The 26,519-nt window shown below is 46.9% G+C and carries 17 protein-coding genes and 1 tRNA gene; 7 read left to right on the top strand and 11 right to left on the bottom strand.

From position 1 onward, the window contains the following. The 3 genes from porX to tsaE are packed head-to-tail and all read left to right on the top strand — an operon-like array spanning window position 1 to window position 2,828. Complete coding sequence (gene porX / locus ACZ42L_RS11845; RefSeq protein WP_464702890.1) at window positions 1-1,581, top strand: T9SS response regulator signal transducer PorX; 1,581 nt, start codon at window positions 1-3, stop codon at window positions 1,579-1,581. Between the two features lie 11 nt (window positions 1,582-1,592). Next, complete coding sequence (locus ACZ42L_RS11840) at window positions 1,593-2,390, top strand: hypothetical protein (protein ID WP_464716204.1); 798 nt, start codon at window positions 1,593-1,595, stop codon at window positions 2,388-2,390. Window positions 2,391-2,414: 24 nt separating this feature from the next. Next, a complete protein-coding gene (tsaE, locus tag ACZ42L_RS11835; protein ID WP_464699477.1) occupies window positions 2,415-2,828 on the top strand; it encodes a tRNA (adenosine(37)-N6)-threonylcarbamoyltransferase complex ATPase subunit type 1 TsaE in 414 nt (137 codons plus the stop codon). 356 nt (window positions 2,829-3,184) lie between these two features. Here tsaE and ACZ42L_RS11830 read toward each other — a convergent pair whose 3' ends face one another. From ACZ42L_RS11830 to rsmI, 6 genes are all read right to left on the bottom strand, one after another. Next, complete coding sequence (locus tag ACZ42L_RS11830) at window positions 3,185-4,420, bottom strand: serpin family protein (protein WP_464716203.1); 1,236 nt, start codon at window positions 4,418-4,420, stop codon at window positions 3,185-3,187. Between the two features lie 181 nt (window positions 4,421-4,601). Next, a complete protein-coding gene (locus tag ACZ42L_RS11825; protein WP_464716202.1) occupies window positions 4,602-5,390 on the bottom strand; it encodes a restriction endonuclease in 789 nt (262 codons plus the stop codon). Window positions 5,391-5,444: 54 nt separating this feature from the next. Further along, on the bottom strand, window positions 5,445-5,711 hold the full coding sequence (locus tag ACZ42L_RS11820; RefSeq protein WP_464716201.1) for a hypothetical protein: 267 nt from the start codon (window positions 5,709-5,711) through the stop codon (window positions 5,445-5,447). A 4-nt stretch (window positions 5,712-5,715) separates the two neighbouring features. Then, complete coding sequence (yhdJ, locus tag ACZ42L_RS11815; protein ID WP_464699471.1) at window positions 5,716-6,582, bottom strand: adenine-specific DNA-methyltransferase; 867 nt, start codon at window positions 6,580-6,582, stop codon at window positions 5,716-5,718. 283 nt (window positions 6,583-6,865) lie between these two features. Further along, the gene (locus tag ACZ42L_RS11810) at window positions 6,866-7,720 is read right to left on the bottom strand and encodes a Cbp1 family collagen-binding glycoprotein adhesin (RefSeq protein ID WP_464701709.1); all 855 of its coding nucleotides are present in this window, start codon (window positions 7,718-7,720) and stop codon (window positions 6,866-6,868) included. 5 nt (window positions 7,721-7,725) lie between these two features. Then, window positions 7,726-8,424 carry a 16S rRNA (cytidine(1402)-2'-O)-methyltransferase gene (rsmI, locus tag ACZ42L_RS11805; RefSeq protein ID WP_464716200.1) on the bottom strand — a complete coding sequence of 233 codons (699 nt, stop codon included), beginning with the start codon at window positions 8,422-8,424 and terminating at the stop codon, window positions 7,726-7,728. Window positions 8,425-8,517: 93 nt separating this feature from the next. Between rsmI and ACZ42L_RS11800 the strand changes: the two genes are divergently transcribed. The 4 genes from ACZ42L_RS11800 to ACZ42L_RS11785 all read left to right on the top strand — a co-directional run bounded on the left by ACZ42L_RS11800 (window position 8,518) and on the right by ACZ42L_RS11785 (window position 14,651). Continuing rightward, the gene (locus ACZ42L_RS11800; protein WP_464716199.1) at window positions 8,518-9,114 is read left to right on the top strand and encodes a thymidine kinase; all 597 of its coding nucleotides are present in this window, start codon (window positions 8,518-8,520) and stop codon (window positions 9,112-9,114) included. Beyond that, window positions 9,111-10,226, top strand: a complete 1,116-nt coding sequence (locus tag ACZ42L_RS11795; protein WP_464699467.1) for an AI-2E family transporter — start codon at window positions 9,111-9,113, stop codon at window positions 10,224-10,226. Before ACZ42L_RS11800 ends, ACZ42L_RS11795 begins: the two co-directional genes overlap by 4 nt. A 71-nt stretch (window positions 10,227-10,297) precedes the next feature. Then, a tRNA-Lys gene (locus tag ACZ42L_RS11790) sits at window positions 10,298-10,373 on the top strand. Between the two features lie 336 nt (window positions 10,374-10,709). Beyond that, window positions 10,710-14,651 (top strand): hybrid sensor histidine kinase/response regulator transcription factor, encoded by a 3,942-nt coding sequence (locus ACZ42L_RS11785; protein WP_464716198.1) that lies wholly within the window; start codon window positions 10,710-10,712, stop codon window positions 14,649-14,651. Here ACZ42L_RS11785 and ACZ42L_RS11780 read toward each other — a convergent pair. The 5 genes from ACZ42L_RS11780 to ACZ42L_RS11760 all read right to left on the bottom strand — a co-directional run bounded on the left by ACZ42L_RS11780 (window position 14,620) and on the right by ACZ42L_RS11760 (window position 26,501). Continuing rightward, on the bottom strand, window positions 14,620-16,299 hold the full coding sequence (locus ACZ42L_RS11780; RefSeq protein WP_464706207.1) for a RagB/SusD family nutrient uptake outer membrane protein: 1,680 nt from the start codon (window positions 16,297-16,299) through the stop codon (window positions 14,620-14,622). The genes ACZ42L_RS11785 and ACZ42L_RS11780 overlap by 32 nt on opposite strands. 19 nt (window positions 16,300-16,318) lie before the next feature. Then, window positions 16,319-19,468 (bottom strand): SusC/RagA family TonB-linked outer membrane protein, encoded by a 3,150-nt coding sequence (locus tag ACZ42L_RS11775; protein ID WP_464716197.1) that lies wholly within the window; start codon window positions 19,466-19,468, stop codon window positions 16,319-16,321. 35 nt (window positions 19,469-19,503) lie between these two features. After that, window positions 19,504-21,654, bottom strand: coding sequence for a surface glycan-binding family protein (locus tag ACZ42L_RS11770; RefSeq protein WP_464716196.1), 2,151 nt, complete (start codon window positions 21,652-21,654; stop codon window positions 19,504-19,506). A gap of 9 nt (window positions 21,655-21,663) precedes the next feature. After that, window positions 21,664-23,805, bottom strand: a complete 2,142-nt coding sequence (locus tag ACZ42L_RS11765; RefSeq protein WP_464716195.1) for an alginate lyase family protein — start codon at window positions 23,803-23,805, stop codon at window positions 21,664-21,666. Window positions 23,806-23,897: 92 nt separating this feature from the next. Further along, a complete protein-coding gene (locus tag ACZ42L_RS11760) occupies window positions 23,898-26,501 on the bottom strand; it encodes a DUF4962 domain-containing protein (RefSeq protein ID WP_464716194.1) in 2,604 nt (867 codons plus the stop codon). Window positions 26,502-26,519: the final 18 nt, after the last annotated feature.

The following is a 26,519-nucleotide window of genomic DNA, read 5'->3' as shown; positions in this document are numbered from 1 at the left end:
ATGAGCAACGGATTGTTACTTTGGGTAGACGACGAGATAGAATTGCTCCGCGCCCACATCCTCTTCCTCACCAAGAAAGGGTACGAAGTAGAGACAACCAACAACGGCAGCGACGCCATAGACATGGTATCGCAACGCACCTACGACCTTATCTTGCTCGACGAGATGATGCCAGGCCTCTCCGGACTGGAGACTTTGCAGCGCATCAAGGAGATTTCCCCCTCCACGCCCGTTGTCATGGTGACGCGGAGCGAGGAAGAGAACATCATGGAACAGGCCATTGGAAAAAAGATAGCCGACTATCTCATCAAGCCCGTCAATCCCAACCAGATTCTTCTGTCGCTCAAAAAAAACATCCACAGCCGTGAGATTGTGAGCGAAGTCACACAGACCAGCTACCAACAGAGCTTCCAGCAGATTTCCATGCAGATGCAAGACTGTCGCACCCACGACGACTGGATGACGCTGTATCGCCGTCTGGTACACTGGGAACTGGAATTGAGCCAGGCCGACAGTGCCATGACCGACATGCTGCGCATGCAGAAGGAGGAGGCCAACCTAGGCTACGCCAAGTACGTCAGACAGCACTATATGGACTGGATGGAACAGTTGGCACAGGCACGCAAGACCGGACAACAGACGACAGACAGACCGCTGATGAGCCCGGACATATTCAAGAGCCGCATATTCCCACTGCTCGACCAGGGCGAAAAGGTGTATCTCATTGTCATAGACAACTTCCGCTACGACCAGTGGCGCACCATCATGCAAGACATCGGCGACCAGTTCGAAATCAGCGAGAGCCTCTACCAGTCTATTCTCCCCACCGCCACGCAGTATGCACGCAATGCTATCTTCAGCGGTCTGATGCCTGCCGAGATTGCCACGATGTTCCCCGAACTGTGGGTAGACGAAGATGAAGACGAGGGAAAGAACCTGAAAGAAGACGAACTGATAGCCACACAGATAGCACGTTTCAGACGTCGCGACACCTTCAGCTACCATAAAATCAACGACTCCGAGGGCGCAAAAGACCTCATGGACCATCTCAACCACCTCGACAATTACGACCTGAACGTCGTCGTGGTCAACTTCATCGACATGTTGTCGCATGCCCGCACTGAGTCGCGCATGGTACGCGAGCTGGCCAAAGACGAGAGCGCTTACCGCTCCATCACGCAGAGTTGGTTCAGACATTCGGTACTTGCCGACCTCTTCAAGCACCTTTCGCAACAATCATGTCGCATCATTGTCACCACCGACCACGGCAGCATACGCACGCAAAGACCTGTAAAAATCATCGGCGACCGCAACACCAACACCAATCTGCGATACAAGCTGGGACGAAATCTCAGCTACGACGACCGCCAACTCTTTGTCATCAAAGACCCGCGCAAGGCCATGCTGCCCTCGCCCAACATCAGCACGAGCTACGTGTTTGCCACGGGCGACGACTTCTTTGCCTATCCCAACAACTACAACTACTACGTATCTTACTACAAAGATACCTTCCAGCATGGCGGCATCTCTATGGAAGAAATGCTCATACCGCTGGTCATGCTCACACCGCGTAAGCGCTAATATCCGCGTAGATGTCAAAACAAGAATTAACATACATAGCGGTCGGTATCATCATACCCCTCGTCATGCTGACCATTATCATCATGACCTGGCGCATCGTCAGCACCCGACGCTCTGTCCAGCCGTTGCCTTTAGGACGTAACATCGACCACACCATCACGTGCTACTACCCTACGAGCCTGTCCAAATATCTGTTTTATACCTTTTTCAATCCGAAAGACCTGCATTTCGGCACTTATTACGCGTTTATAGGATTGCTCACTATCACGCCTATCAACCTCATTGGCCCTATCATCGGGGCGGTCATCATGCTCATCACCCTCCTTTACCGCTTGGGCAGACACACCGCCCACTACATGCGGCTAAGTCCTAAGATGCCGGCGGTGGAACTCTCTGCCCAGGGAGTCAGGCTCACGAGTACCCTCGACAACGCTACGGTATGCTACATGGAAGACAGCTGGGACGCCGTAGACCGCGTGTTCCTGTACCGCCATTACGCCAAAGTCATGGCCCGGAAACATACATACTACGTTTTCCACGATACCGACGACCTCGACGTCAGAGACAAGATAGCCATGCACTTCATGCGCCATACCGACCAACCAGCGTATGAAGCAATCGACCACCCCGACTCGCCGAGCCTGCTCTTATCCCTATTATGTCTTATAGCAGGACCATTCTTAGGCCTCGCGCTTTACCTCATCTATCGCAGGGACACCCCAAAAAGCGCCAGAGCATACTTCATCGTCAGTCTCATCATTCCGATAGGTGCCATGCTTATTGCAGGTATCTCGTCGATATTCACATAGTAACAACAAATAAAAAGACAGAATATGAAAATTAAAATCAACTCACTAGACAACATTCACGAGGCTGCCAAGCAGTTCATCGAGCACATGGGCGAAGGCAAGGTTTTCGCTTTCTACGGCAAGATGGGGGCTGGCAAGACCACATTCATCAAGGCCGTATGCGAAGAACTGGGCGTAGAAGACGTCATCACATCGCCCACTTTCGCCATCGTCAACGAATACCGCTCGGCTACCACCGACGAACTCATCTACCATTTCGACTTCTATCGCATCAAGAAACTCGAAGAAGTCTACGACATGGGCTACGAAGACTACTTCTATAGCGGTGCACTCTGCTTCCTGGAATGGCCCGAACTCATCGAGGAAATTCTGCCCGGCGATGCCACCACCGTGACCATTACCACCGAGGAAGACGGTTCGAGAAGCGTGGAATTCTAGTCCCACTCCTGCCTTCCTCAAGGGAGATAGCAGAGAAATCGTGACGGTATCATCCCCCACCGTTATCGCATTACGCATCAACCACTATCAATCCATTTCACTGCAAAGGCTCGGCAGCACTGCTGTTTGGCCTTTGCAACGATGCTGTCTGGCTCTTGCAGTCTTGCTGCCGAGCCTTTGCAGCAAAACGCGGGTAACGTATCTAGATTGCAGAACCATTCACAATTATCTATCAGCATGTCCAACAGTAGAGATGAAGCCTGTTCCGTCTCACATTACACAGCGCTGATAATCAATAAGATGGTTACATCATAGAGATACGGGAAGTCCAATTCCTGCCCACATAAGCCAACGCCTTACTTCCCTAAAAATGTGCCGATGAAGTTGACAGAACCATATTTATCGGTGACAACGTAGACAAAGGGATGGTCGCATAAGAATTGCAATTTCTTCAACAAAGGTTTTTCTTTCTTCACACTCAACTCAACAAGCGCTCCAACGGTTTCAGAGACGGCCTCTGTTTTCTTCTCCGCTACTACCAACCTCGACCTCTGTTTCACGCTTTCTATATAGAGTGGCACTTGTCCCACAGTCACCCCAGAGAAGTCAGCCTGCTGCCCGAAGGCCACTCCCAGGCCCATCGACTTCAGATAGTCAGCGAGATCATAAGACGTTTCCAACTCCATGCGTGGCAAGGATAAATCTACCTGCGCCACTTTATACATATTTTTCAGCAACCGACTCCACATATCTGCATTCAATTGCCCGACAATCGTCGGTATTCCTTTCCTCTCGTTTGGCAGCAACACATACATGTGGTAACCGGCCGTGTAAGGTATCCGCAACAGTCGGAAGTCTCCGGCATTGGCAAACAGCAAGTCAGGTAACACGGCATTCATCATCTGCACCTTCGCAATCACCTTTTTTCCATCGAAAAAAGATACGTCGGCTTTCGTTTTAGAGATATCGAACGGATAACGCCAAAACCCATGAAAAAACACTTCCGAAGTCAATCTGATATGTTGCTTGCTGGATTTAAGTACATCAGCAAAATAATAATTCTCGGCATTGTTCTTGAATTCCGTCGACAGCGTCAATTCCTTCGGCACATCTACAGTATTGGCTATCTCGGTAAACGACCACTTAGGCTCTTGCTCACCATAGCCTCTATAGGCATGGCTCAATATCATCTCGTGCTGCATGACGCGCATCTGTTGCGGATTGTCGAAGCCCAATACCCGACCGAAAGCACTGCGCGTATCGCCAGCCGCACCGTAGTTGAGCAGACTAAGCACATAGGTAAGTCCCTGCGGAGAGACGAAAACTGATTTACCAGACGACAGGCCAACCAGCAATCTGAAAAGATGGAAGGCCATCCGATTGTTTGTCTGCTGCACCACGGCACTGTCTCTGGCCGACGGTCTACGCGAATCCATAAAGTCTTGAGCGGCTTTGTCAAGACGCGGATTCAACACTGCGACATCGGATTCTCCAATCGGTGGATTGCCTTGTTTCAGACCACACCCTACCAACAGAAGGCTGACACCTCCCATCAGCCATAACACAGGTTTCACAAGCACTGTCTTCTTCATACGAAACACATTTTTGGTTACATGCAAATATACGAAAAATACAGACACGCGAGTCCACATCGTCACCAATATTTCGTAGAGAGGCAACTACTTATCAAAGAAAGAAGCAATCTATTCCATATGATTTAGAGAAAAACATTTTCAAGGCTTGCTTGATATTAACTTCCATATACTTCTCTTTTTAGAATTCATCCTCATAGTTAAACTCAACCCTACTTTGAAGTATTATTTCGTTGAGTACACCGGAAATCAGTCCTGCATCTTCTATTTTTTGAAAATAATGTAATAGTGTAGAGATATTTATTATTTCTTCTATACATTCCACATACTTACGAACAACATCTTCCACAACATAAGTCTTTGATGCATCTTTATATAACTTATCTTTCAATATTTCTACACTATCAAGCGATTTAACCACAAAAGTAATCGGATATTTTTCTATTTTCTCTATATCGAGAAAATATTTCTTGAAGTCCAATGTTTCTGTGACTTGGAAAAATCGCCCCAAAGGTTTCATTACAAAATCAATACCACCATCATTAGCATTTGTTCTCCCAGTCTTATAAAGTTTCAAAGTTTCTTCATTCAAATCTTTCCAAGAATATCCCCATATAATGGTCTGCTCTTTATAGTAATATTTTAGAATGGCGTAACTGACTATCTCAAATAATCTAGCATCAACATTTGGGGCAAGCAATCCTACAATAAAATTATGGACATCCACTCTATCACTATCTCCAATCGTTTGCAACTCTTCACATTGTCTGATGAAACGTAGAAATGAATCTTGCTTAATTTTTACATATTCATCTATGATTGCAATAATAGCCTTAGCAACATTATATTGGGTTTCATTAATATTAGTAATCAATAAGTTTTCATTTATCCAATAACGATTAGTCTCCAAATTCCTCAAGATGGGAGTTATTTCTGCTGTCGGAAAGTATTTTTGAAATTCTGCATTCACCCGATTATTTAACGCATGATTTTGCAACTTACTTCCAAAAGGAAGTTCGCGTTGTCACTGAAATAAACGAGAAAATTGCGCTCCTTCGTAATACCTATACATGGAATCTGTATCAAAACCATGTGCTATATAATCTTCTATGATAACATATATAGCATAAAGATTGGCAAAACTTGAACGAGATTTAGAACCTTTACTTGCAGATTTTGTTTTTTCATTAATATATTGAATCAAAAGATTTTTTGTGTAAATCTCCAGTCCGTCCCTTCCGTATATTCGGGATAAAATATCTTTAATAATTAGTGTAAAGCTATGCTCCATAACCTCAAAAAAACAATGACGGTTGTTGAATATCCGGAGATACTACTGGTTTATACACCTTTTGTAAGGCCTTCAATGGTAATCCTTTGTATTCTGTTGCCAACTCTAACCGTCTAAGTCCGATTTTAATATATTCTTCTTGCAACTCAATCCCAATAGACTTTCTCCCTAAAGTTTTTGCCACATAAGAAGTTGTAAATGTACCAGAAAAAGGATCTAGCACAACATCTCCCACATTGGAACTTGCCCTTATTATTCTTTCAAGTAAAGCAATTGGTTTTTGAGTTGGATGATTCTCATATTCATCCATTCTATACCTAACTCGTGCAAAGTTCCAAACATTACCTGGTACTTTTTCTGTATTGTAAGGCTGTGGCGGATTCTTCCTATAGTCTATCAACTTACGCTTTGCACCAGTCTTAGCCTCTACCTTTATATCTTCAGCATTAAAGGTATAGTTTTTTTTATCTTTTACACAAAAAAGAATAGGCTCATACATAGAGCCAAAGTAACGTTTTGCTTGTACCCCCGAACTATCATAAGACCATACTAGTCGAGATAATATTGTAAGTTTTTTCTGCAAAAAAATATCAAAATAAGGCATGAACTGCGTTGATGTCATAACATAGAAAGCGCCTGATGGTTTCAGTTTTTTAATACATAGATTCAGCCATTCATAGCACCATTCTAAATAAGCGTCATCCGTCTCCCATTTATCTTTACAACCCGCAAAATTCTTTCCTATATTGTAAGGAGGGTCTGCAAAGATTAAATCAATAGATTCATCCGCAATCTTATCATTCAAAGCTATTATTGCATCTGAATGGATTATCTTATGTTCTGTGTTTCCTATAATTTCAATACGATTCATAATACTTATAAAGTCTTTTGCGCCAATCTCACTACTTGAGTAGCATTATTTCACCTAGAGGCTTGACGTTATTTGACAAATTTACTACTTTTATTTCGTTTACACACTATAGAAAACCAATAATTTGTTCTCCTAAAATCCTAGAAACAAGACTAAAACGGGTTCTTTTTCCCTATAAAACCGATGCTATATTATCCATATAACCAATATCAAGGATGAAAGAAAACAAAAACTCCCGGCAAACCGCTTTGGTCTACCGGGAGTACTATCTGATTGATACTACTTACTTAACCAGAATCACGAGATACTTACTGGTGCTCCAGAAGAGCAGCGGATTCGTGATGCGAAGCACGTATTGCTTGTTGGCATCCGTAGTCAGCGTGTAGCTGCTCGAAGGATGAGTGGTCATAATCTTGGCCGACTTGCTATACAGTTTGATGGTATTGTCTACACGAATATCTATCTTCGTGAAGTAGCTCTTGTTGAAATTGGCCTGCAACACCTTGCCATCGTCAAGAATACGCTGCTCTTTCAGCTCCTTCTTCGTACCGAATACATACCATGCCGTATTGAGTTGCTTATCCTGAGCGCTGATAGTCTGGCTCTTGGAATTGCTCTCCGAAGCCAGGTTGTTCACATTTGTATTGAGATTGTTGATGGTCTCATCAAGCTCTGAAATATGAATATCCTTTGCATCGAGTTCGGCTCTGAGCTGCTGTAGCTGCTGGTCTTTCTCGTCCAACTGCTTCACAAGATTCTCTATGGTACTCTGCATCTGCGTACCCTTCATGCTACTCTGGCTCACCTGATTGCGCAACTTGGCAATGAGTTCACGGTTGCGCTTCATGGTCTGCGAGATAAACTGGATGTTCTCACGAATCTGCTGCGACCTGTTAGCACCCTCACCGTCCTTGACAATGCTGACTCTATTCTCTGCCTCGTTGATTTCGCGAAACCCCTCCTGAATCTCATTCAGTGTGGCCATCATATCGTTCACCTCATCGTCTTTCTGGGCAATGATTCTCTGAAGGGAATCGGCTTGCGCCATATCGGCGAGACCCGACTGCGGTTTACCCTGTTTGCAACCCGCCAGTGTCAGCATAAATGCGCCTGCTGCCAACAAAAAAAACTTTTTCATCATGACTATTCCTTTATTTTTTTATTTGCTTTAGCATCTGTTCCTGCCAGCACAATCACGATTTCGCCTCGCGGTTCTGTGGCAGTAAAATGCTCTATTACTTCCTTTAATGAGCCACGTACGTACTCTTCGTGCAATTTAGATATCTCGCGTGCCACGCTCACTAGCCTGTCTTCGCCGAAAAACTCGGCAAACTGCTGCAATGTTTTCAGCAGCCGATAGGGCGATTCGTAGAACACCATGCTACGCGTCTCGCTTTGCAACGAGAGCAGACGAGTCTGCCGCCCTTTCTTCTGTGGAAGGAATCCTTCGAAACAGAAGCGGTCGCAGGGCAATCCCGACGACACGATAGCCGGTATACAGGCTGTCGGTCCGGGCAGTGTCTGCACTTCTATACCGGCATTGGCAGCCTCTCGGGCCAGATAAAATCCGGGATCGCTGATGCCCGGCGTGCCGGCATCGCTGATAAGTGCCACGTTCTGACCGGCCTTGAGCCGCTCTATAATGCCATCGGCCGTGCCGTGTTCGTTGAACTTATGATGAGACATGAGTCGGTTCTTGATGTCGAAATGCTTCAACAAAATGCCCGACGTGCGTGTATCTTCAGCGAGAATGAGGTCGACCTCTTTCAATATTCTGACCGCACGCATCGTCATATCTTCCAAGTTTCCTACAGGCGTAGGCACAATGTACAATATACCCATATTGGTCACAAATGTAGTTAAATAATCTATTACTGCAAAAAAAGCAACTATTTCTTTGCAATTTTTAAAACGTCTTCGTAATTTTGCGTCTATATGACAAACAACTTGATAGTGGAATCACACCGTCCCGGACGTATAGAAGTGGTGTGCGGTTCCATGTTCTCAGGCAAGACCGAGGAACTGATTCGCCGCATGAGACGGGCAAATTTTGCTCATCAGCGGGTTGAAATATTCAAACCGGCACTGGATACCCGATATTCCGAAGAAGATGTGGTGAGCCATGACAGGAATACGATTAAGTGTACCCCCATCGAATCTTCGGGGTCGATATTGCTTCTGGCAGAAGATATAGACGTGGTAGGCATAGACGAAGCGCAATTTCTGGATGACGGTTTGGTAAGCATCTGCAACCAACTGGCCAACCGGGGGGTGCGTGTCATCGTGGCCGGATTGGACATGGACTACCAGGGAATACCCTTCGGGCCGATTCCGGCCCTATGTGCCATTGCCGACGAAGTGACCAAAGTACATGCCATCTGTGTGAAGTGTGGAGCACTGGCTTACGTCAGCCATCGTCTGGTGAAGAGCGATAAACGCGTCATGCTGGGCGAGCAGGAGAAATATGAGCCGCTATGCCGCGACTGCTATCAGAAGGCATTGGAGGAAGAAGCATCAATAACCACGGAATGAGAAAGGAGATAACATTCGACAAATTCATCCGATGGACAGGCACAGGACTGCTCATCGTGGGCATACTCTACATGGTCAATTACCTCAGCAGTGTGCTGCTGCCATTCTTCGTTGCATGGCTTTTTGCCTATCTGTTATATCCACTGGTCAAGTTTTTCCAGTACAAACTGCATGTCAAAGTGCGTGCATTGGCCATTCTGCTGACCATGCTCGTGGTGCTATCGGTTATCGGACTCTTGGGCTATATGATTGTTCCGCCGATGATTGAGCAGTTCGATAAGCTGGGAGATTTTATCAGTCGCTGGGCGCACAAGACGGCACACACCAACAATCTCACCAATTATATATCGCAATGGGTGCAGGAAAATCAAGGAGCGATAGAGAAATTCTTCGACAGTCATGACTTTACAGAGAGTCTGAAGACGGCCATGCCCAAGGTTTTCTCGCTAGTGGGACAGACTGCCAGCATCCTGATTAGCATCGTAGCCTCACTCATCACCTTGCTCTACATGTTCTTTATCCTCATGGACTACGAATACCTGACGACCAACTGGATTCGTATCTTCCCGGAAAAGAACCGCCCGTTCTGGCAGTCACTCAGAGAAGACGTGACGCGAGAACTCAACAACTATATTCGCGGGCAAGGCATGGTGGCCCTCTGCATGGGTATTATGTTCTGTATCGGGTTTACCATTCTGGATTTTCCGATGGCCATAGGTCTGGGCATTCTCATCGGGATTCTCGACCTGGTACCCTATCTACACACCTTTGCCCTTATCCCCACGGCCTTCCTGGCCATGCTGAAAGCAGCCGATACGGGGCAGAATTTCTGGGTAATTTTCGGTTTGGCCGTAGGCTTATTCTGCCTGGTGCAGGTAATCACCGATATGATAGTGACACCCAAAATCATGGGCAAGGCAATGGGACTCAACCCTGCCATCCTACTCCTATCACTCTCTATCTGGGGTGCTATCCTCGGCTTTATCGGCCTGATTATAGCCCTGCCTCTGACTACCCTGCTCATTGCTTACTGGCAACGCTACGTAACAAAGGAAAAAGAAGCAGGGGAAGACGCCCCGCCTTTGTTAAATGATGTAAAAGAGAGTAAATAATTTCACTTCTATTCCCTCATATCAACAAAATTAACTACCTTTGCACTCGCTTTTAAGGACTATCAAGTCTTGATCCGCTAGCTCAGCTGGTAGAGCACAACACTTTTAATGTTGGGGTCATGGGTTCGAGCCCCATGCGGATCACCAAACAACGAGGATTTCATTACAGAAATCCTCGTTTTCGTTTAAATACAAGTAGTAGCAGAAGGAATGCTCTATTCCACTTGTATTTTAGAGGAAAAACAATTATCTTTGCGGTGCTATCTAGAGGTCGTATGTGTCACGGACAACAATTTCCGAATATGCTTAATTGAAGGACAAAAGGTGTCAGAGGCCATATACAGGTATTGTTATCAACCGATGTATGAATCCCTCTTTGCTCGTTTCTGCCAGATGACAAAACGAACTATAAATCCTTTATTATCTGAGTAACTTCTATCTGAACGATAGGAATTCCCAACAATTCTTATAAACAAACAGTACATGAAAAGACAGATTCTCTTATTGACCATATTTCTCGCTTGTCTTTCGCAATGGACAAAAGCTTCAAATCCTTTATTTTTCTACCATATAGGACTAGCAGAAGGGTTATCACAAAGCACTGTATTTGATATTGTGCAAGATAAGAGAGGTTTTCTATGGGTGGCTACGGGCGCAGGACTCAACCGATACGATGGCTACGAGTTTAAAGTATTCCGCCATTCGAACACCAACAGACAAAGTATTGGCAACGACGCCATCAAAGATTTGTTCATAGACAATACAGACCATTTATGGATAGGAACGGGAACGGGACTGTCACACTACAACAAAGAGCTAGGAAGTTTTGAAAACTACAAATCGCCGAAAAGTGGGAGCATCAACGGTATTTGCCAATATGCCCCTGCAAAGCTGATTGTAAACAATAATGGCAGTGTCTATCTATTCGATATACAAAACAGGAAATTCACACAGAGACTACACATTCCATCCACTTCCTGCATATATCAATGCGGACAGACGGTGTATATCGCAACGACAGACGGCCTCTATACACTCAATACACAGACCAGGAAGCTACAGAAAACACTTCATGCCAAATTACAGGGACAGCATATACAGGATATGTTTCTCCGCAAAAACAGACTATGGATAGGGACTGAAGGGGGAGGCCTATTCTGTATAAACCTGCAAAACAAGCAAGAGACACATTTCACTACAAGTAATTCTCCCTTATGCTCCAACTACGTACGCAGCCTGTCTATAGACGGAAAAGGGCAGCTTTGGATAGGAACGGTCAATGGACTCAACATCATAGACGCACAAGGAAAATGGCAATACATAGGCAGTAACTCTCTCGACGAAGGCAGTCTGTCGCAAAACTCTGTAAGATGTATATTGCGCGACAACCTGAAAGGTATGTGGGTAGGTACTTATTTCGGTGGTTTGAATTACTACCATCCACAGAAAAACCGCTTCACGAAGATACGGCATAACCGCAGTATAGACGCCAACAATCATAATATCACCAGTTTTATAACGCAAGACTCGCGCCAAAGATTGTGGCTAGGAACTAATGGAGGCATTGCCATATACGACCATCAGCAACATGCTTTCAACTACATTACCACAAAAGACGGCTTGCGTTCTAACGACATCAAGTCCATATATATACATCCTACCGACGGAAATATCTATGTAGGAGCGCAATTAGGAGGACTCTGTATCGTCAATCCGCATACACATCAGGTAAAAGTATACGCCACACAGACCGGCAATGCCGACGACAATAGCATTTATGCTATCATGAGTGGCCCTACCCTACAGACATTACTATTAGGAACACTGACCGGACTAAGGAGTTTTAACACCATTACCCACCAATTTTCTGAGATACATACGGTCGGAGGAAACAAACTCCCCCAACGCAAAATCAGAGTCATCGCACAGGATGGAAAGAAGAGACTATGGACCGGAGCTGAGAACGGACTGATAGTGTATGAAGCTAAAGGAAATTGGTTACGGGAAGAGAGCATCATATCCCCTAAGCACGTTCTGCGACATATAGCCATCAACAGCATCACCATCACCCCACAACAAGCATGGGTGGGCACTCCGCATGGACTCTACAGCGTAGACCTCACTAGCGGAGTCACCAGGCAATATACTGTAGACAATGGGCTTTCCAGTAATATGGTTTACGGAATTGTGGCAGACAAGAAGAACAATCTATGGATTAGCACCGACAACGGCCTGTGCTGTTGGAATTCCCAAAACCGCCAATTCAGAAACTTCACCAACGCCGACGGCATATCCAGCAACCAGTTTCTACCCAATGCCTACTACCAGAGCCAACAGGGAGACATATACTTCGGCAGCGTGAATGGCATCACAAAGTTCAATCCACAGTACTTTGCCAATAACCATTATACTCCACGCCCCATTCTTACAGAACTCAATCTGTTTAATACTCCCATCACACCCAACGACAACACCCACATACTTCATCAACAAATAGAAAACACACGTGATATCACTTTGTCACCAGGCCAGTCTATGCTGGCTTTGAAATTCTCTGTACCTAACTTCATCGCAGGTACTCACAACACATTCGCCTACAAGCTAGATGGCTATGAAACAGAGTGGCACCAAGACAACAAGAGCCGCATAGCATCCTACTCGAACCTGCCCCACGGCACCTACCGCCTACTCATCAAAGCTGCCAACAATGATGGTATATGGGGACAAGAAGAAAACATACTCCAAATCAAGGTCTTACCCCATTGGTATCATACATGGTGGTTTAGACTTTTAACCATTGCTTTTATTGCTTTGGCAGCAATCATGGTATTTCGTTATCTCCTAGCAAAAAAGAAAATGGAGATGCAGTTGGCCCAAGAACGGGCCGACAAGAAGCGAATCAGCGAAATCAATGAGATGAAACATAAGTTTTTTATCGACATCTCGCACGAACTACGCACGCCGCTAACCTTGATAACATCTCCCTTAGAAGAATTACAGGAGCAGGTCAACGACCAATGGCAACAACACCAATTACAACTAATACACACCAACACCAACCGACTATTGCACTTGGTGAACCAATTACTAGACTACCGAAAAGCAGAAACGGGCAACTTTCAATTGAAAGTAAAACCCATCTCTATGTCCAGTCTGTTGACAAAACTGTATGAAGCCTTTGAGAAAAAAGCCACTAAACTAGGTATAGACTACCAAATCAACGTAGAAGACATGCCCGAAAACGTATGTTGCGACCCCAATTTCATTGATATAATCGTGAACAATCTGCTTTCAAACGCTTTTAAACACACCAAGCGTGGACAAAATATTTGCCTGTCAGGCTGTGTACAAGACGGTTATATGTGTATTTCGGTAGCAGACACTGGTGAAGGAATCGCGCCTGAACATCAGGAGAAAATATTTGAACGATTCTATCAGGCTGATAAAAATCATACCGGGACTGGAATCGGACTTTCACTCGTCAAGCATCTCTGCATACTACATCATGGTACTATCAATGTAGAAAGTAAGCTGGGAGAAGGAAGTCGTTTCACGATTCTGCTACCTTATCGGGCAGAGGATTATCAAGAAACAGAGAAAGCTGCCACTACTCTTCCACTTCCAACACCTACCCCTGAAGATACAGAAACCATCTTGATAGTAGAAGACAATAAAGACATCCGAGACTATATTCAGACTTCACTGGCATCGGAATACCGCATTTTGACGGCAGAGAATGGACAAGAGGCCATCAATTTATTAAAGACAGAACAGCCACAGCTCATCATCACCGACGTCATGATGCCGATTATGGACGGTCTGGAATTCTGCAAGCAGGTGAAACTGTCGATAGAGACTTGTCATATTCCAGTCATCATCTTATCGGCAAAAACCGAACAAAACGAACAGCTGGAAGGACTTACGCAAGGCGCCGACGACTACATGGCCAAACCTTTTTCCATGTCGATTCTGAAAAGTAAGATTCATAATATACTTCGTACTCGCAGATTGGCCATCGAATATTACAAGGGCGAAATTACCGTTCAGCCACAAAAGATAGCCATCAATTCACTAGACCAAGACTTTCTGAAGAAGGCTCTGGAGATAGTGGAGAAGCATCTCACCGACACAGAATTCTCCACAGAGAAATTTGCCCGTGAGATACTGATGAGCAGATCGAATCTTCATCTCAAGATGAAAGCCCTTACCGGTGAATCTACCAACGAATTTATCAAGCGTGTCAAGTTCAAGAAAGCTTGCGAACTGCTGCAAAGTAGGAGATACAGCATCAGTGAAATCGCGTATATGACGGGATTCAACACACCCTCCTACTTCACCGCAAGTTTTAAATCTCGCTTCAATTGTCTGCCATCGGAGTACGCCGACAGAGATGCTACTTCCACATCGGATTCTGCTGATACTTAGGCAACAAGTCCAAATCGCGCTGTGGAATAGGCAGTAACTCGTGCTTACCTTCTTGTGTAAACTCCGAACAGATATAATAGGTAGCACCCTCACTGTACCAATTAACGAGGTCTTGCTCCGTCTTCTTGATAGCCTGATAGTATATACCCCAACGCACCAAATCCTGCCGGCGCTGCCCTTCGAACGCCAGTTCGTAGGCACGCTCATTGCGAACAGCCTGTTGGAAAGAGCTATAATCCATTTCCGACAAGTCGCAGACACTACTTGGGCTAGCTACAGGTAACCCATAACCGCGCCGACGTACCATATTTATCGCGGTATAAGCCTCAGCCGTAGGACGCTTATGCCATTCATTCAGAGCCTCGGCATAAAGCAACAATACATCGGCATAGCGCAATACATACCAATTCACATTCGACAGATTGGCATCCACCAGATAGTTGCTTTCCTCTATATACTTCTCTGTATCCCACTTAGCCGGACAAATATTATTGGCATAAGAACGCTTCAACTCGTCTTTTGCATCCTCAGCAAACGACTCTTCGAGACTGCCCTGGTTAGACAAAGCCTGCCTACCCTTGGCTGTATAACGATAGTCGGCAAAAGAGACTGCCCATCTTTTATCATTGGCATGATTAGGCCATGAGTTCAAGAATGTAGGGATGACACGCCAGTTGCCGGCATTACGAATACCCTTGATACCACTTGCCGACACTCCATTCCATTTACCAATACGTCCACTTGCATCCTCCGTTTCGCGTCCTACAATCGAAGGTGAATAGAACGACACCTCTATAAGGCTTTCCGCCGCATCCCACTTACCATTACAAGTATTTCTCCAAAGTTGTTCATAGTCGTCTAGCAGGCGATGCTTACCCGACTCTATCAACACTTTAGCCGTTTTAGCAGCCGCCTCCCATTTACTTTCATCGCGTACAGGATACCCAGCCCACGTAGCATACACCTTCGTCAGAAGTCCTAAAGCCGCCCCCTTAGATACGCGGAAAGAATTGTCCGAACGCAACTTATCATCACCGGAATACGGTAAATTCCGTATAGCGTATTTCAAATCAGCCTCTATGAAACGAAATACACTGTCAGGGGCAGTCTGTTCAAAAGTCTCCGGACTATCTTGTGAAGCACTGGTCTTCGTCGTCAGCGTGATATGTCCATACCAACGTAACAGTTCAAAATAATACAAAGCACGCAGACATCGCGCCTCAGCCATATAGACTGTGGCCAACTTCTTGTCGACATCATTATAGGTATCGACCTTGCTCGACAGGTTTTCCAAGAAATCATTGGCATTATAGATAGCCGCATACAGCGATTTCCAGGTGGCCCTCACTTCGTCCTGAGTACTGGTATACGCATTAGCCGGCACCAGACGGAATCCGTTTGTACTAGAGCCTTCACACTTTGCCAAATCGGTAGGAAGGGTGAAAAGCAACGAAAGATGATACCGATAAAGTCCCTCATCAGTCATACTGCGATAGACGCCCAGCAAAACTTTCTCGGCCTCTTTTGCACTATTCACATATTCATCTTTCTCTACCTCTGTGAAGTTCTGCTCATTGAGCGAGCAAGAACCCAGCATTGTCAAAGCGGCCAGACCGCAAGCTATATATCGAAAAACATTTTTCTTCATGACACTTTCATTTATTTTATTAGAATTGCACCTCTAAACCAAATGTAAATACACGGCTCTTAGGATATGCTCCCCAATCGAAACCGGGCATCAACGGACTATTTCTCATATTCACTTCCGGATCGTAACCACTATATTTTGTCAGACAGAAGAGATTCTGAGCCGTACCATACACACGTAATTTACTAAGATGCCATTTACGGACAAGCTTTGCCGGAACAGTGTAACCCAGCGTTACATTCTTTAAACGCAGGTAAGAACCATCTTCCACAAAGCGCGAATAGAGTTCGTTTTTCACATATCCCTTGGCCGACGGCACCATGTTCGAAGCATGGGTAGGAGTCCATCGGTCGGCTGTTTCAGCCAACTGGTTACTACGTTCGTCTTGCGTCTGCGTATTAAACATGCGAGTGGCATTATATATATCATTTCCACAGCTAAATTGGAAAAGAATACTCAAATCAACACCTGCATAATGAAGAGTGTTGGTAATACCACCATACCATGTGGGATAACCATTGCCTATGACTGTACGATCGGCAGTATCTATCATGCCATTACCGTCCACATCCTTATATTTCACCATACCGGGAACCACCGGACGGCCGGCATGCTTGCTAATATCAGCCACACCAGGTTTCAAGGTCATCGTTCCCGAAGGCGTAAGATTGAAGTCCGACATCTGGTAAACACCATCAAACTGATAACCATAAATCTTACCGAGCGATTCACCTACCATTGCGACGTAGTCATAACTACTGAAATTGGAGTTGAATCGTGTGGCAGAATACATAGATTGTGCTCCGTCTTGTAACGACTTCAACGTGTTTTTCACGAAAGACACGTTAATATCCGTCTGCCACATCAACTTCTTGCTGCGCACATTGACCGTATTCAAATTCAATTCCAATCCCTTATTCTGAACCTTACCGATATTCTGCCATTGCGATTCAAAGCCTGTGATGTAAGCCAGATTCTGTGCCAATAACAGGTCTTTGGTATTCTTGATATAAAAGTCTGCCGACAGGTTCACCCTACTATCAAACAATCCCAAATCAATTCCGGCATTCAGTGTCGACTGACCTTCCCACTTCAGATTCATATTAGCCAACTGCTTCGGGGTAAGTACCGTCACCACCTTGTTTCCCACGCCGTACTTGCTTTCTGTATAGAGGTCCATAGAGAGATAGTTGGAAATACGGTCGTTGCCCACCGTTCCCCAGCCCAGGCGCAATTTCAGGTTGGAAATGGGCTTCACATTCTTCATGAACGATTCTTCCGACACACGCCATGCTGCCGAGAAAGACGGGAAATATCCCCACTTATGATTCTGGGCAAACACCGTAGAACCATCTGCACGCAAAGTAGCGGTGAGCAAGTAGCGGTTATCGAAGTTGTAATTAGCTCGCGCAAAGAACGACAACAATTTCTTCTCATAGCGATTAGTACCCACCTGACTAGGCGTCGCTCCCAAGCCAAGATTGTCGTTACCAAGATTTTCAAATGGGAAATCTTTAGCTTGCCCTATGAGATACTCATTGCTACGGAAAGAGAATTCATGTCCCAACATCGCCTCCAGATGATGTTTCTTCTCCAAGACTGTCTTATAGGTAAGCGTGTTATTGGCAGACCAACGTAAATCTTTCTGCATCTGGGTAGAGCCATACGTCCCACCACCACGATAAGCCTGACTGGAATTCTCGCCATAGAACAGATCGGAACGTGTATTGGTTACATTGTACGTAGCTGCACTCCTCAGCGTCAGACCTTTCATCAACCTCACATTGAAGGCCAGATTAGCTCCCCACAGCTCAGCCTGCACCCTGTTGTTCACAGCCTCAGCCTGCCTGATGGGGTTAATTTGGGAATAGCTGTCATTCTCCTGGAGCAACAGAGGGTCGAATACAGAAGTGAGCAACTCCTCGTCCGATACCTGCAATCCACCCGTAGGACGCGCACGCAACAAGTTCGACAACACATTCAGACTTCCTCCCGTACCAGCCGTGCCGATGCCTTTTTTCACCGAATTGGAATAATTAATAGTCGCATCCATATTGATGCTCTTATTGATATTCTGCTTCAACCGCAGCTTCCCGGTATTTTTTTGGAAACTGCTGTTGGTAAAAATACCATCTTCATCGAAGTGTGAGAACGAGACGGCATACTGCGACTCCTTGCTACCTCCGGATATACTGAAGTCATGATTCTGCGACCATGTAGACTTAAAAGCCTCGTCCTGCCAGTCAATGCCTGCCACATTCATATAATCATCCAACGACTGATAGCGATAAGGCGCACCATCCGCATCGTTACCTTCCTTATAATAAGTCCCCGCATATTTAGTAGGATTAATCTCCATCTGCAATTTCGCAAACTCATAGGGGTCTAACAAATCCAGATGTTTAGAGATGGAACGCAGGCTAAACGAACCGTTGTATGCAATGACAGGGCGTCCTTGCCTACCCGACTTTGTCTTGACCAGCACCACACCATTAGCCGCACGCGCACCATAAATGGCAGAGGCAGACGCGTCTTTCAATACGTCGATAGACTCTATATCCGAATTGGCAAGATAGTCTATATTGCTCACCTCGAACCCGTCAACTATAAACAGAGGAGAGGAATCTCCGTTCACAGTGCCTACACCGCGAATCCTAATATCAAACCCCGAACCGGGCGTACCGTCAGAGGCCGTCACCTGTACACCGGCCATCTGTCCACCCAGAGCCTCCATCACCGAACCTGTCTTGAAGTTCTGAATTTTCTGTTCGTTGACACTTGTTATCGAACCGGTGATGTCGCTGCGTTTCATATTACCATAGCCCACTACCACCACCTCGTTCAGCGTGGCATTGTTGCCCTGCATCACGATACGATGCTCCTTATCGGCCGTGAGTCTCATCTCCACATTCTTATACCCGATATAAGAGAATACAAAGACTTTGCTCTTCACTTTCGGAATCACAAACTTTCCATCAATATCCGTAATAGCACCGCCGTTCCCCGACTTTGCCCTTACGGTAACACCTATCAGCGGTTCGCCGTCTTCGTCGACCACAGTTCCTTTCAAACCCGACTGTGCAAAAGCTCCTATCATCCCCACCAATAGCAACAACATCGTCAGGATGCCTTTCTTACTCATATCCAGAATTATCTTTCTCATATTCATTCTTCGATTAATTTCATTACTATTCAGTGCATGTTTTACTTGAAGCTGGTATCAAACCAGATAGCCAGCGGGAATATCTGACTGCCCGACGCCACTTTGTTTGCATTGCCGTCATTCGTATATGTCATCTGACCGATAAACACACCATTGGCATATTCCTGGTCAAATATCCATTTACCGGCATTCACCCGAACCGCACAATCCTTGGTTGCATCCACATAACACAACGTCGTGTTCAGCGCACTGGTATTGTCATAATACGATACAGGCTTACGGGCACCCGCATTCACGGCTGCACTGCCATAATAGTTCTTCCACATCTCATACATGAAGGTGTTGGTATCTCCGCCCTTCAATACACCCGTCACATGCGAAGCTGGTCCACCTATATTATAATAGTTGAACGAACGGCGATAGTCCATCAGGAATTTGCCCGGTGTACCTCCGCTTACCGCCGGTGCATTCGAGATGCCACCTGTACGCGGATTCACCTGTAGTACAAACGGTGTATAATCGACAGTGATACCCTTAACGGCTGCCGAGCAGTGTACAAATACCGGTGTCTTCACCGTCACCTCGGCCGAAGTACCCTTACCGGTAGTGGTAACGACAAGCACCATGAACACCTTTCCTGCCTGCCACTTTTTGAACGTAATCTCGCCGGTACGCGAATCAATAGTCGCATCAGAGGTCGACGAATTCTTGGTATCAATACTATACACAGCCTCCACACCACTCTGAATATCGCTCGACTGCACCTTCATCACCAGTGGTCCTGATGATTTGATGCGGTATTGGCTGGCATAACCACGCACAGGAGACAGACCGACGTTGTTTCCCCAATGCACATAAGTGAAGAGATATTTGTTCTTGATAACCTTCAGGACAAAAGTGGCCGTCATACTGCCCTTGGGATTTTCAGCCACTACCTGTATATTGTAATTCCCCTGAGGAATATCGTTTCCTTTTACAGCACCGACCTCGCCAGTCTGTGGGTTGATATTCAGTTTTCCAGCCAGCACACTCGGCAAATCCTTGAACGCGTATTTCACCTCGTCACCCGTCACAGCCTTCACCTTTTGCACCAACGCCGTACCCTCAACCATCTCCACTGTCGGTTCGTAGGCAAACTGAGTGATGGCATGAATAAGCGGTACTATCGTGAAAGTATATACCTCATTGAAGTCGGTAGAGCCATACGCATTGGTCGCCGTAACGGTAACCTTGCATTCTGTACCCAATGCCAGATCGTTTTTCGCCAATGTCAATTCGCCCGTCATCGCATCAATGGTGACAGGCGCATTGGCCGGTACTATCGACTTCACACTGTATTTCAGTCCATCGCGCGAACCCACCATCTTCGGGACTACCGTCTTGGTCGGTTCGTCAGTACCAAGCTCTACCTTACTGAAATCAGGCTCATAGACCAGCGACAAAGGCTTCGACACCACATTCACCTCTACGGCATTGGCAAACAAACCTTCGCTGGATTCCGCATCAACCACAGCCGTAGTCAGTTTCATGTCGATGACATACTTACCCGGTTTCAGGTTCTGATGTTTCTTGCCAAACGAGACCACTCCGGCATCCGATACGGTGAACAACTCGTCATTGTCTACCAGTTCTCCCTCGTGTCGTACATTCGCTACGACATACTTCGTAATGTGGATATGGTTTCCGTCGGTAGTTATCGCAGAGGTGGGTAAATCAGCCTCGCTTTTCGACAACACATCCTCATACTTCACGTCCAGCTTCTTCGGCGTAGCCACGATACCTTCCGGCACCGTACGCATCATATTGATATGCACTATATCGTCAAAGCTGTAATGCTTCCCGTCCGATGTACATGCCACGCTCAGCGCATAGCTGCCAATAGCCAACTGATTGGTATTGGCAATGATAATCGCACCAGTTTCCTTATCTATGCCAAAACTTTCGTTCTGCACATTCTCACCATCGAGCGATACGCGTGTTATCTCAAAGTCGTAAGGTTTCGCACCGATATAGGTAGGTGCATAGAGCGTCATGCTCATAGACGGTCCTATGTCGGTAACATCAGAATAGTATAGTTGGAACTTACCACTATCCGTTGTCTCTTCCGAACACGAAACTATCATTATTCCTGCCATCAACACCATCAGTGCATGGAGAAATTTTCCCGTCATACATTTGATTTTTTGTTTCATAGTCTAACTTTAAAGCGTGTATGTCAATTGATATACTTTACCATTTACACTCACCTCTACCGATGCTCCACCAGCATGGAAAGTGCCTACTGTTTCCTTGGTATTATCCGTAAATCCTGCTTCTATCTTCTGCTTCCCAAAGTCGGAAACTGCTCCAAACGGGCAAATCACAGTGACAAAACGGGCCGCTCCCCTTTCCGGTTTCCTGATAGTGTATTGATAGCCAATCCTGTCACCATTCACTTCGCCCAGTTTGTTGGAATAAGGCGAGGTGAGCTTGGTGCAGGCAAAGTCCTGTGCCGTCTCTGCAAAAGTGCGGATGAGCATGTTGTTATTGTCTCCAAAGGCAGTGTGCGCCCCATAGACATGTTGAGCCGACAAATCGTCCACCACCGTTGTCTCTGCGCCTGTACCCGTAGCCAGATGGAAGTTCAGATTGATTTTATCCTTGTTTCCGTCGCCATAGCCTTCATCTACAATCACAAAGAACCTGTTCTCTACAAAGAATACGGCTCTGCGATGGGTCAGTCGGGCATACGATTGATTCTCCGTCACCAGCAACTGTGCATTGCCTTGCTGCTCACACTTCAGCATCTTGCCATTCATATAGCCCTTCTTGATGACCGCACTCAAATCGGTCATCGTATTGTGCATCTTCGTGGCGGCATAAGAATTTCTCATCATATTGCTCTCGGCAGTTCCGCCATAGGAGTACACTCCTGCATCGGGAAAGAAGTTCCTACCCTTCCGATAGATACAGAATGTACCGTTATCGGGTTGGCAATGCCATTTGTTATTCGGGTTGGCATTGTTCTTCAGCACCATCATCGTAGCATCGGCCTTCCATCCGTTGCGCAACATATAGTAGCCCGATGTGGCATAGGTACTCACCAGGCGTTTAGGCATCATTCCCTGACGCCCCTCGGTGGCCAGCCATCGCAGTTCTGCATCGTCGGGATACATGTCGGCATAAAGTCGCAGGTTTTTCAATATCACGCTCTTTGTATAAGATGAATTGCGCGTGTCATTGAAGTTGTCAAGCGAATAGTTCGGAAATATCAAGTCGCATACAAACTTCACGGCATCCTTTATACGACTCGTATAACTCGGCGAGAACACATCCAGACGATTGTTCACCTGAGCCATCCGATACATAGCATGGAAGTCGCTGATAGCTGCAATATGGTAGCTGGGGTCGAGTTCGTTCTGCACACCATCGGCATTAAACTGATTGCTCAACTCCTGACTCACTACGGCTGCACCTTCTTTCAACCATTCTTCCGATTTCTTGAACTCCGGCATCAGCAATCCTGCCGTGGCCACCGACTTAGCCTGCGACAACTTGATATTGCTCCCATCGCCGTAATACCCTCGCCTGATGGTCTCTACCTCATCATTGAATGCCTTCAGGACAGTAGTCAGCCATCCGGCACCGAACTTCGTAGACTGTATGAAGTATGGCAGGAAGTCCATCCTGTCCCTCACACGCTCGGTAGGCTGAAGACCCACCCACGCTACATTCTTGTCAGAGGGTTTGGCTTGCGGATTCGGATACTGCGCCATCCAAGCCTGATAGGCCGACTTCCACGCATCAAGATACTTCTCGTCGCCCGACAGCCGATAGGCTTTGGCCAATGCCGGCATCCACTGATGCCGATGCAGCTGATTCCTGAACTCCTGGTCGGGCATCGTTGCTGCCAGTGTTTCCCAATCTATCTTCCCATTGCTGTCGAAAGAATAATAGGTATCGACCCCGTTTACGCTACTCTCCTTGAAGTTGCGGATGTAGAAACGGTGTTGCAGGGCCTGGTCGGCCATGTTTTGTTCTGCCGGCGTTATCGTCGGAGTCATCAGGTCGGCATGAGGATTGACCACGTTTGCCCGATTCCTATAATACGTCAACAGTTCGCAAGCTGCGTAGTAATACTGTCCCTGCGCATACTGCGCTTTTACTTTTTCCAGTCCGGGATAGTCCAGGTTTAATACTCCGAATGCGGCTTTATCTACCGAATCGGCCGACAGGGAATCGGGATAAGATACTAGTTCTAATACATCCTTCTCCTTAGCGTTCAGTGTGTCTTCTGAGCATCCCACACAGAGGGGAACACCGAGACACAAGGCCATCACTGGGTAAAATGCAAAGTGTTTCATCTGGTTATATTATCTATGATTATTTTTCATGTCGCAAGGCCTTCGATATTCTGCTCCAGCCTGTTATCAACGTTCAGATACGCGAACGAGACTTATATCTCCAACTTAGGCAACACATCTGTCAACAGCGTCTGCTGCCCATCGTCGTTCACGGTGGTTGCTCCGCCCTGATATTCCACCTTCGTGCGCATATCGCGCGTATAGACGCAGAAAGCTCCCGGCTTTTGCCCATCCAGAGCAAACTTGATACGCCACTCTCCTATCTGCCAAGTGCCATCGGCCTCCTGCTTCATCGGTCTTGGCATCGCCGTCTTGGCGTGCGTGTCTACGATGGTAGCAAACCGATATTGGCGGACTTTGGCCGTTTTAGCCGTAAAATGCCAATGATTGCTGTAGGTTTCCATCTTACCTTTCTCGTCGGCCCGCAACCAACTTACGGGCTGACAGAAGAAGCGGTCGGTGACATCGGTGGTCAGACTGCCCGACGAAAACAGGTAGGCATCGCTGATACCATGCGTATTCGAAGTCGATATTTTCACACAACGGTCGCGCTGTTCCACTGTGATAGGCTGCAACACGGCATGCAGAAGGTAGCTCCACTCTACAGGCTCGTCGGCTTCCAACTCGTCGTAGACAAAGATGATACCCGTACGTCCCAGGCTCACCAGATGGCGACGATAGGTCTTCACGTGATTCTTTCCCCATCCATGCGCTTCGTCGAAATGCACATCCGACACCGCAGCACGGTTTTTCCACAGTTCAGACACCACTTCGCCATAGGCATTCGAGGCATCGCCCAACACGTAAGACACCTCCCGACCGGCATACCAACGGGGCATCCAGCCGTAGCCTTCAGTTCCGATGCGCTGCATCATGCCATTGACCAAGATGGTGTTATGGGCACGCGTACCGCGATGGCAATAGACACTATGCGGGTCGATAAATGCCACATGATGCCCACTGCTATAGAATAGCGACTCGCCACCATAGAAGGTGTTCCACGCATTCTGATTGGCAAGGGCATGCGAAGTAGAACCATACGGACTGGAACGGAAGCTCCACATGGCATTCTGCCGATAGTCATGCCAATCGGTCATGCCCGATGCCAGTCCAGATTCGGGAAATATATAGCTCGGCGGCAAACGGTCAAGACCGTCGCCTACAGGTAACTCGCGATGGCACAGCAGGCGAAACCACGACAGGTCGGCCGACTTTCCACCGAATGCTCCCTTCAGAATAGTAGAGTCGGCACGCATCGTCCGGCGCACGTAATCGGCAGCATGGGTATTAACGGTAAGTCGGGCCAGGGCGTCCAGATAGCCTATCCGCGCCCCCGCGGGTTTCAGTTTCTTCTGATGCGAACTGCCGTTACCGCCCGACTTGGAGAAAGGTGGCTGCTGATACATCGTATAATAGACATTCGCCCGATACCAAGGGTCGGCAAAGAAGTCGAATCCCGTAACACGACTATAGAAATAAGGCAACTCTATCAGCGTACGGGTATTCACCGTGAAATACGAATCGCCATTGTGCCACGCTCCATCGGCATTGAGTCCGGGCATGCGTGTGAGCCACACACCGTAACAATAGCGCAGCCACTCGGCAGCCTCCGGCTCTTCACCATACACGCTTACGGCGGCCATTGTCAAGATGCGGAGCGTCATCTGCCACACATGATTGTCGGCAATATGATTCTCCAGTCGGTTCTGATAGTGCTGATACATCTTCCGAGCCTTCGTTCTGATAACGTCAAGCAGCCTGACCTTCTCGTCAGCACTGAGCAAATCGTAGAACGAATCGTAGGCCGTAGAGGCCAGCGAGAGCAGCGTGGCATCGTTGAAGTCGCCCTTCACATTAGGATTCCTGTCCCAGTCCATCATCACCAAGATACGCTTCATGGCCTCGCGGGCGTATGCAGCCTGCTTGGTAAGCAGATAGGCGCGTATGAGTGCGTTGCAATCGGTTTCTTCCTTGTCGATGATGCGCCGGCTTTCGCGCGTCAGATAAGCCTTCACCTGCATCTCGTTCGTCAGGTGTTTCAGCCGCGCAGTGCGTATATTTCCTATCTGCTGCATCTCGCCTTGCATCACCCGGTCGGCCTTCTTGCAATACCAGCGATATTCGGGCAAGGCCTTTCGGACGCGCAACTGCTCCCAATCTGCTTTCAGCACCAATACACGGGGATGCGCATCGGGCATTCTGGACAGCAGGGTCTGCACGGACGGCGGACAGAAATAATCTGCCGTAGGATTCATCACCAGCTTCAGTGTGTTGCTCCAATGCACCTTCCGCCCTTCCACGTATCCATATTGCCAATACCACGTGCCGCGAGCCAAGGGCTTCTCGGTGTTATAGAATGGGTATTTCGTCGTATGTTCCACCGTCTCCGCATCGGGAAACGTCGGTTTCCGCGAATACCTTATCTTATAAGTGAAGCTCTTTTTGGGGGTCGGACGGTCGCTCTCAAGCCCGTCCAGGCCTGTCGCTACCGGCAACTGCACACCCAAAGGCCACTGAAAGGCTACAGCACGACGCGTTATCTCGTCGCCATCGGCAGGCGAGGGCGTGGCTCTCATCTCGTGCATCAGCGTCACGTCGTCGAGTACGATGCGCGTCTGTGCCTGCACTTCCATCACACTGTATGTGGCGAAGCACAGTCCCAACGCTGCGATATATACGCTCTTGTTTTTCATCATAGACTACTTCTATTTACT

The organism is Prevotella mikamonis (genome assembly GCF_055381405.1).
The sequence above is the reverse complement of the archived record's forward strand: the minus strand, read 5'-3'. Positions and strand labels throughout refer to the sequence as shown.